General features: G+C 47.6%; 7 protein-coding genes. All 7 read left to right on the top strand.

The annotated features are described in order from the left end of the window. Nucleotides 1-320 precede the first annotated feature (320 nt). The 7 genes from rsxA (at nt 321) to nth (ending at nt 7387) form a co-directional block, all read left to right on the top strand. Nucleotides 321-902 (top strand): electron transport complex subunit RsxA, encoded by a 582-nt coding sequence (gene rsxA, locus L1D50_RS19700; RefSeq protein WP_010370383.1) that lies wholly within the window; start codon nt 321-323, stop codon nt 900-902. A 2-nt stretch (nt 903-904) separates the two neighbouring features. Continuing rightward, nucleotides 905-1459: an electron transport complex subunit RsxB gene (rsxB, locus tag L1D50_RS19695; protein ID WP_239966641.1), complete on the top strand. Its 555-nt coding sequence runs from the start codon at nt 905-907 to the stop codon at nt 1457-1459. A 9-nt stretch (nt 1460-1468) separates the two neighbouring features. Next, nucleotides 1469-4285 (top strand): electron transport complex subunit RsxC, encoded by a 2817-nt coding sequence (rsxC, locus tag L1D50_RS19690; protein ID WP_239966640.1) that lies wholly within the window; start codon nt 1469-1471, stop codon nt 4283-4285. Continuing rightward, the gene (rsxD, locus tag L1D50_RS19685; RefSeq protein WP_045990651.1) at nt 4282-5343 is read left to right on the top strand and encodes an electron transport complex subunit RsxD; all 1062 of its coding nucleotides are present in this window, start codon (nt 4282-4284) and stop codon (nt 5341-5343) included. Before rsxC ends, rsxD begins: the two co-directional genes overlap by 4 nt. Beyond that, complete coding sequence (gene rsxG / locus L1D50_RS19680; RefSeq protein WP_128726759.1) at nt 5340-5975, top strand: electron transport complex subunit RsxG; 636 nt, start codon at nt 5340-5342, stop codon at nt 5973-5975. Before rsxD ends, rsxG begins: the two co-directional genes overlap by 4 nt. Continuing rightward, on the top strand, nt 5972-6670 hold the full coding sequence (locus L1D50_RS19675) for an electron transport complex subunit E (RefSeq protein ID WP_010370368.1): 699 nt from the start codon (nt 5972-5974) through the stop codon (nt 6668-6670). The genes rsxG and L1D50_RS19675 overlap by 4 nt, the downstream gene beginning before the upstream one ends. An 84-nt stretch (nt 6671-6754) precedes the next feature. Then, complete coding sequence (gene nth, locus L1D50_RS19670) at nt 6755-7387, top strand: endonuclease III (protein ID WP_128726761.1); 633 nt, start codon at nt 6755-6757, stop codon at nt 7385-7387. Nucleotides 7388-7443: the final 56 nt, after the last annotated feature.

Genomic DNA, 7443 nt, shown 5'->3' with positions numbered 1-7443 from the left:
AAATAAAATCAATAAACCGCTTAGTAAACGAGCTCTGAGTTAGGGTTATTTGCCAATAATTAAATGAAAACTGCTAGCATGAGACCTTAAGCAAAAGCTTTACGAAATCAGAGACCATAACTCTGTTGATTGCAAAGTATGTTTTTTCATTTAGAAACACAGAGCGAAACGGTGCTATCGATTTAATTATACTGAAAAGTGCTTTTAGCAAAATTAAATCAAATCAAAATTTGCACCCAGTAAATTCTTTAATACAGTTAACTATCACCTCGATTTATCGGGAGTAGCCCGAATAAAGTGACTAAGTTATAGAGGCAGGAATGACCGAATACATTTTGTTGCTCATTGGCACAGTGCTGGTGAATAACTTCGTTTTAGTTCAGTTTTTGGGTTTATGCCCATTTATGGGGGTATCTGGAAAATTAGATACCGCAGTGGGAATGTCTTTAGCGACAACATTTGTTCTCACCCTAGCTTCAGTCACCAGCTATTTGGTCAATCAATATATCTTGTTGCCGCTTGACCTCACTTTTTTAAGAACGATGAGTTTTATTTTGGTTATCGCAGTGGTTGTGCAATTTACTGAAATGGTGGTGCGTAAAACCAGCCCAACCTTGTATCGGTTGCTGGGAATTTTCTTGCCTTTAATTACAACTAATTGTGCAGTACTAGGTGTTGCATTACTTAATATTAAGAAAGACCATACCTTTTTAGAGTCTGCAGTTTATGGTTTTGGCGCAGCGGTTGGTTTTTCTATGGTTCTGGTGCTATTTGCCGCCTTGCGTGAGCGCTTAGCTGTCGCTGACGTGCCAACCCCCTTTAAAGGAGCATCGATAGCGATGATCACCGCAGGACTCATGTCGCTTGCGTTTATGGGCTTTTCTGGATTGGTTAAGTTTTAGATATGACATTACTTTACGCATTACTTGCACTTGGTGCGCTGGCGCTCATTTTTGGTATTGTGCTTGGCTATGCAGCAGTGAAATACCGAGTTGAAAGCAACCCAATTGTTGAACAGATAGACGCCATTCTGCCACAAACTCAATGCGGCCAGTGCGGCTATCCCGGCTGTCGACCGTACGCTGAAGCGATTGCGAATGGCGATGACGTAAATAAATGCCCTCCCGGCGGTGAAGCTACAGTGAAAAAACTGGCGGACTTAATGGGCGTAGAAGCAAAGCCATTGGCTGGTGGAGAAGACGCAGAGCCGATCAAGAAGGTGGCTTACATTCGTGAAGACGAATGTATTGGCTGTACCAAATGCATTCAAGCTTGCCCCGTTGATGCCATTGTTGGTGCAACCAGACAAATGCACACCGTACTCGTTGACGAGTGCACAGGCTGCGATCTGTGTGTCGAACCCTGCCCGGTTGATTGTATTGATATGATCCCAGTTGCACAGACCAAGCAAACGTGGAAATGGCAGCTAGACGCCATTCCTGTGACACAGATTGATTAAGAGGTTTAAGTGGAAACATTACTTGAACAAATAGAAAGTGGAAAACTGTGGCAGTTCCCAGGTGGCATCCATCCACCAGAGCAAAAAACGTTATCTAACCAACAACCGATTGCTCGTTTACCTTTGCCGGATAAACTCATTCTCCCGTTAAAGCAACATATAGGTGCAAACGGCAGTTTACTAGTACAGTCGGGCGAGCACGTGCTTAAAGGGCAAGCATTGACGGCTCCCGGCACGAACTGGTCGCTTCCTATTCATGCGCCCACATCTGGCACCATTGAAGCGATAAAACCGATGCCATCGGCGCATCCATCCGCGCTACCTGAGCTCAGTATTATTTTGCGCCCAGACGGTGAAGATAGGTGGACACCACTGAATCCTATTAGTGACCTAAACACGCTTGATAACAAACAGCTTATTGATATTATCCACCAAGCTGGTATTGCCGGTATGGGCGGTGCGGGATTCCCAACTTATGTCAAAGCAGACAGTCCAAAACCTATTGAGTTTTTAGTCGTTAATGGCATTGAGTGCGAACCGTATATCACAGCCGATGATCGTTTGATGCGTGAACACGCCAAAGAAATCGTCGCAGGCGTCGAAGTGCTACAAGGTATATTGAAACCACAAAAAGTGTTGTTTGGCATTGAAGATAATAAACCTGAAGCCATTGCGGCGATCACCGCAGCGGCTCAGCATAATCAGGATATCTTAGTCCGTAGTGTGCCAACCAAATATCCCTCTGGCGGTGAAAAGCAACTGGTTAAGGTATTAACCTCTAAAGAAGTACCGAGTACTGGGATCCCTGCTGATATCGGCGTACTAGTGCAGAACGTCGGAACGCTGTTCGCAATTTGGCAAGCCATTTTTGAGGGGAAACCCCTTATTGAGCGCGTAGTTACCGTGACCGGTAATACCATTACTCAACCAAGCAATGTGTGGGCTTTACTCGGCACTGAAATAAAGCATCTGCTTGACTCGCAAGGCTTTTCACCAGTAGAGGCGCAGCGCGTCGTCATGGGCGGTCCAATGATGGGCTTTACCTTGCCATCGGTTAGGATCCCTGTGGTCAAAACCACCAACTGTATACTCGCGCCAGACAACCAAGAACTTGCGATCCCGGGTGATGAAAAGGCATGTATTCGCTGTAGTGCCTGTGCAGATGCCTGCCCTCAAAGCTTATTACCACAACAGTTACAATGGTTTGCTAAAGGCAAAGAGTACCAAAAATTAGAGGAATACAACCTCTTTGACTGTATCGAATGCGGTGCGTGCTCTTATGTTTGCCCAAGCGAAATCCCCTTGGTGCAATACTACCGAGTGGCCAAAGCCGACATTCGCGAACAAAAACTTGAACAAGTCAAAGCTGAGCGTGCTAAAGAGCGTTTTGAGGCAAGAAAAGAGCGCTTAGAGCGAGAACAGGAAGAGCGTCAAAATAAACATAAACGCCGTTCAGCTGGTGCTGCGCCAAAAGCCGCAGATAAAGAAAAAGTGCAAGAAGCACTATCACGCGTTAAAGATAAGCAGTCAGATAAATCCGCGGTCCAAGCTGCGATTGCACGCGCCAAAGCCAAACGGGGTCAGAATGGTAAGTTAGAGCCGGACAACAGTGCCATTGCTGAAGAGCGTGCAAAACGCAAAGCGCAAGCGCGTAAATATAAAGAAGAAAAAACTGACCAGTCTGAAAGCACAGATAAAAAAGATGCAGTAGCCGCCGCCATTGCCCGTGCAAAGGCGAAAAAGGCCGCAGCCCAAACCGCGCCTGAATCTGAGCCAGCTGCAGCAGATGATAAAAAGGCAGCCGTAGCTGCTGCAATCGCCCGGGCTAAAGCCAAAAAAGAAGCCGCAGAAGACACCCCAGAACCTGAAATCAATGCAGCGCCAAGCGATAAAAAGGCAGCTGTTGCCGCCGCAATTGCAAGAGCTAAGGCCAAAAAAGCCGCTAAACAGGCGGAAGAAGCTGACGAAAGCAATCAAGCAGACGCTTCACAAAGTGCTCAAACCGATAATACTGACGAAGATCCACGTAAAGCCGCCGTTGCTGCCGCAATTGCCAGAGCTAAGGCCAAGAAAGCCGCTAAACAGGCACAAGAAGCTGGCGAGAGCACAGGCGAGCAATCTGAGACCGCTCAAACCGATAACGCTGACGCAGATCCACGTAAAGCCGCCGTTGCCGCTGCAATCGCCAGAGCTAAGGCCAAGAAAGCTGCTAAAGAGGCACAAGAAGCTGGCGAGAGCACAGGCGAGCAATCAGAGACCGCTCAAACCGATAACGCTGACGCAGATCCACGCAAAGCCGCCGTTGCCGCCGCAATTGCCAGAGCTAAGGCCAAGAAAGCTGCTAAAGAGGCACAAGAAGCTGGCGAGAGCACAGTCGAGCAAGCAGAAGCCGCTCCAACGGAAAGCGCCGAGGAAGATCCACGCAAAGCCGCAATTGCCAGAGCTAAGGCCAAGAAAGCTGCTAAAGAGGCTGAAGAAGCTGGCGCAAGCGTGAGCGAACAAGCAGAAGCCGCTCCAACGGAAAGCGCCGAGGAAGATCCACGTAAAGCCGCTGTTGCTGCAGCAATCGCTAGAGCCAAGGCCAAGAAAGCCGCTAAAGAGGCACTAGAAGCTGGCGAAAGCATGAATGAGCAAGACAAAGAAGTAAATGAGCCAACGGCGGGATCAGAAACAGACTCCAGCGGTACAGAGCAAGGTGCTGAGGGCACATCTGAGCAGCAACAAGCTAGCCCTGAAGCACGTAAAAAAGCCGCCGTTAAAGCCGCAATTGCGAGAGCAAAAGCGAAGAAGCAAGCGAAAGAACAAGAAGGAAATGAACCGTCATGAAACTAACCATGGCCTCATCCCCGCACAATCATAGCCATAAGTCGGTCAACAAAATCATGATGACCGTCATGGCAGCCTGTATTCCCGGGATCTTAGTCCAAACCTACTATTTTGGTTTTGGTGTATTGATCCAGTTGGCTTTGGCGCTTATTACCGCAAGCCTTGCTGAAGCGCTAGTGCTAAAGCTAAGAGGTCGAGCGATATGGCCTAGCCTCAGCGACGGCAGTGCTTGGCTCACCGCTGTGCTGCTGGCCATCAGTATTCCGCCGCTAGCCCCTTGGTGGATAACCGTCATTGGTGCATTTTTTGCCATCGCTATTGTAAAACAGCTATACGGTGGCCTAGGCTTTAATCTTTTCAACCCAGCCATGGCGGCCTATGTATTATTGCTGATCTCCTTCCCTGTACAAATGACTTCATGGTCACCTATTCAAGCACTCACGCTAGAGTCGCTAAGCTTTGTCGACCAACTCGCGATGATCTTTACCGAGTCCAGCAGCCAAGGTGTTACACTTGACGTATGGCGTGCAGGGGTGATTGACGGTGCGACTGGTGCAACGCCATTAGACTCGGTAAAAACCGCTGTTTCACAAGGCTTAACCGTTAATGAGGCGATGAGTAAGCAGGGTTTTGGAGCGCTTGCAGGACTTGGTTGGCAATATGTTAACCTCGCCTTTTTGCTAGGTGGTCTTTACCTGCTAAAAGCCAAAGTGATCAACTGGCATATTCCTGTAGCCTTTATTGCCAGTCTTGGCCTTGCTAGTGCGATTGGCTATATCATTGCGCCTGAGTCAGAGCCCGGCACCCTATTCCACTTGTTAAGTGGCGGCGCTATGCTTGGTGCCTTCTTTATTGCCACCGATCCGGTGTCGGCCTCCACCACTAACTTGGGTCGCCTGATTTACGGCGCGGCAATCGGCTTTACTGTCTATGTTATTCGTCAATTTGGTGGCTATCCAGACGCCGTTGCATTTGCAGTTGTGATCATGAATATGGCAGTACCACTTATCGATCATTACACTCAGCCTCGTACTTATGGTCATGGAGCTAAATCATGATAATTCAATCGATGCAGAAAAATGGCCTCATCCTCGCGGCATTTGCACTGGCAACAACAGGAGCGGTCGCACTGATTAATGACCTCACCAAAGATAAAATTGCCAGCCAAGAGCAGCAGCACCTGATGCAACTACTTTCTCAGGTTATTGCAGCAGATAAGTACGACAATACTTTGTATTTGGATTGCACCACCAGCAACGCCTTAGAACTCGGCCCAGGCGGCCCGCACACAATTTACAGAGCCAGACTCAATGGTGAACCCTCAGCTCTTTTAGTGAGACACATCACCCCGAAAGGCTACAGTGGCAATATCGATGTCTTAACCGCTGTCGATAGGCAAGGTTTGATCTCAGGTGTGCGTGTAACACGCCATGAAGAAACCCCTGGCCTTGGTGATAAGGTCGAGCTGGCAAAATCGGCTTGGGTAACGACGTTCAACGGCGTTCAAGTTGAAGGGGAAGCAGACCCTAAAATGAATGTGAAAAAAGACGGCGGTCAATTTGATTCATTTACTGGCGCAACCATTACCCCACGCGCTGTGGTAACCTCGGTAAATCAGGCCGCATGGTTTGCCAAAACTCATTTTGATGCGCTATTTAACGCGCCTAATACTTGCGAGGTGTCACAATGAGTCAGTTAAAATCGCTCTTTCAAGAAGGTACATGGCAAAATAACCCTGCACTGGTACAGCTTTTGGGCCTATGTCCGCTCCTTGCAGTAACTTCAACGGTAACCAATGCGTTAGGGCTTGGTATTGCCACACTACTGGTACTGGTTGGCTCTAACTTTACCGTATCTGTAGTGAGAAACTGGGTGCCAAAAGACATTCGTATTCCCGTGTTTGTCATGATCATCGCCGCCTTTGTTACGGTTATTCAACTACTCATGAACGCTTATACCTTTGGTCTGTATCAATCCCTTGGTATATTTATTCCGTTAATCGTAACCAACTGTGCCATTATTGGTCGTGCCGAGGCATTCGCCTCCAAGAATAGTCCACTGTTATCGGTTTGGGATGGGTTAATGATGGGGCTGGGTTTTGCACTGGTGCTATTTGTACTGGGTGCAATGCGCGAACTCATTGGTCAAGGAACACTATTTGATGGTGCCGAGCTACTCCTTGGCAACTGGGCAAGTGTATTGCGTATTGAGATCTTCTCATTCGATCATCAATTTTTAGTTGCTATCCTGCCACCAGGCGCCTTTTTAGGGCTTGGCTTTTTGATTGCGGCTAAAAACATTATCGACGCTCAGCTCAAAGCTAAAGCTGCGCCAACAGCCGAAGAAGTAAAAGGCCCAAGAGCACGGGTCACTAACTTAAACTAATGCTAATTTGCAGCGATACCGTCACTATCGCTGCTTAATGAAATAACCGCATGCTACCGTCATTGAATTTAGCAAGTAAATCTTATGAATAAACAAAAACGTATAGAAATACTCACGCGACTCAGGGACGAAAATCCGCACCCTGAAACTGAGCTAGAATACTCGTCACCATTCGAGCTTTTAGTTGCCGTTACCCTCTCAGCACAAGCCACTGATGTTGGGGTAAACAAAGCGACACGCAAACTCTTCCCTGTTGCCAACACACCGGAAAAGATCCTTGAGCTTGGCCTTGAGGGCTTAAGAGACTATATCAAAACCATTGGTTTGTTTAATTCAAAAGCCAATAACGTCTATAAAATGTGTCAGATCCTCGTCGACAAACACGGCTCCGAAGTCCCCGAAAACCGTGAAGCACTAGAGGCACTACCAGGCGTGGGTCGCAAAACCGCCAACGTGGTACTAAACTGCGCCTTTGGCTGGCCGACTATCGCTGTAGACACCCACATCTTTCGCGTTTCTAACCGCACTAAGTTTGCCATGGGTAAAGATGTAGTGGCAGTCGAGCAAAAGCTAGAAAAGGTGGTACCAAAAGAGTTTAAAGTGGATGTCCACCACTGGCTTATTCTCCATGGCCGCTATGTGTGCACCGCGCGCAAACCTAAATGCGGTTCATGCCTCATTGAAGACTTGTGTGAGTTTAAAGAGAAGACTGATTAGTCTTCTCTTTTTATGGAGCTTTAATTTTTTAAAAAATAATTAATCTACCGCTTCAA

It is taken from the genome of Pseudoalteromonas sp. Isolate6 (assembly GCF_022398435.1).
Classification (GTDB): domain Bacteria; phylum Pseudomonadota; class Gammaproteobacteria; order Enterobacterales; family Alteromonadaceae; genus Pseudoalteromonas; species Pseudoalteromonas galatheae.
The sequence above is the reverse complement of the archived record's forward strand: the minus strand, read 5'-3'. Positions and strand labels throughout refer to the sequence as shown.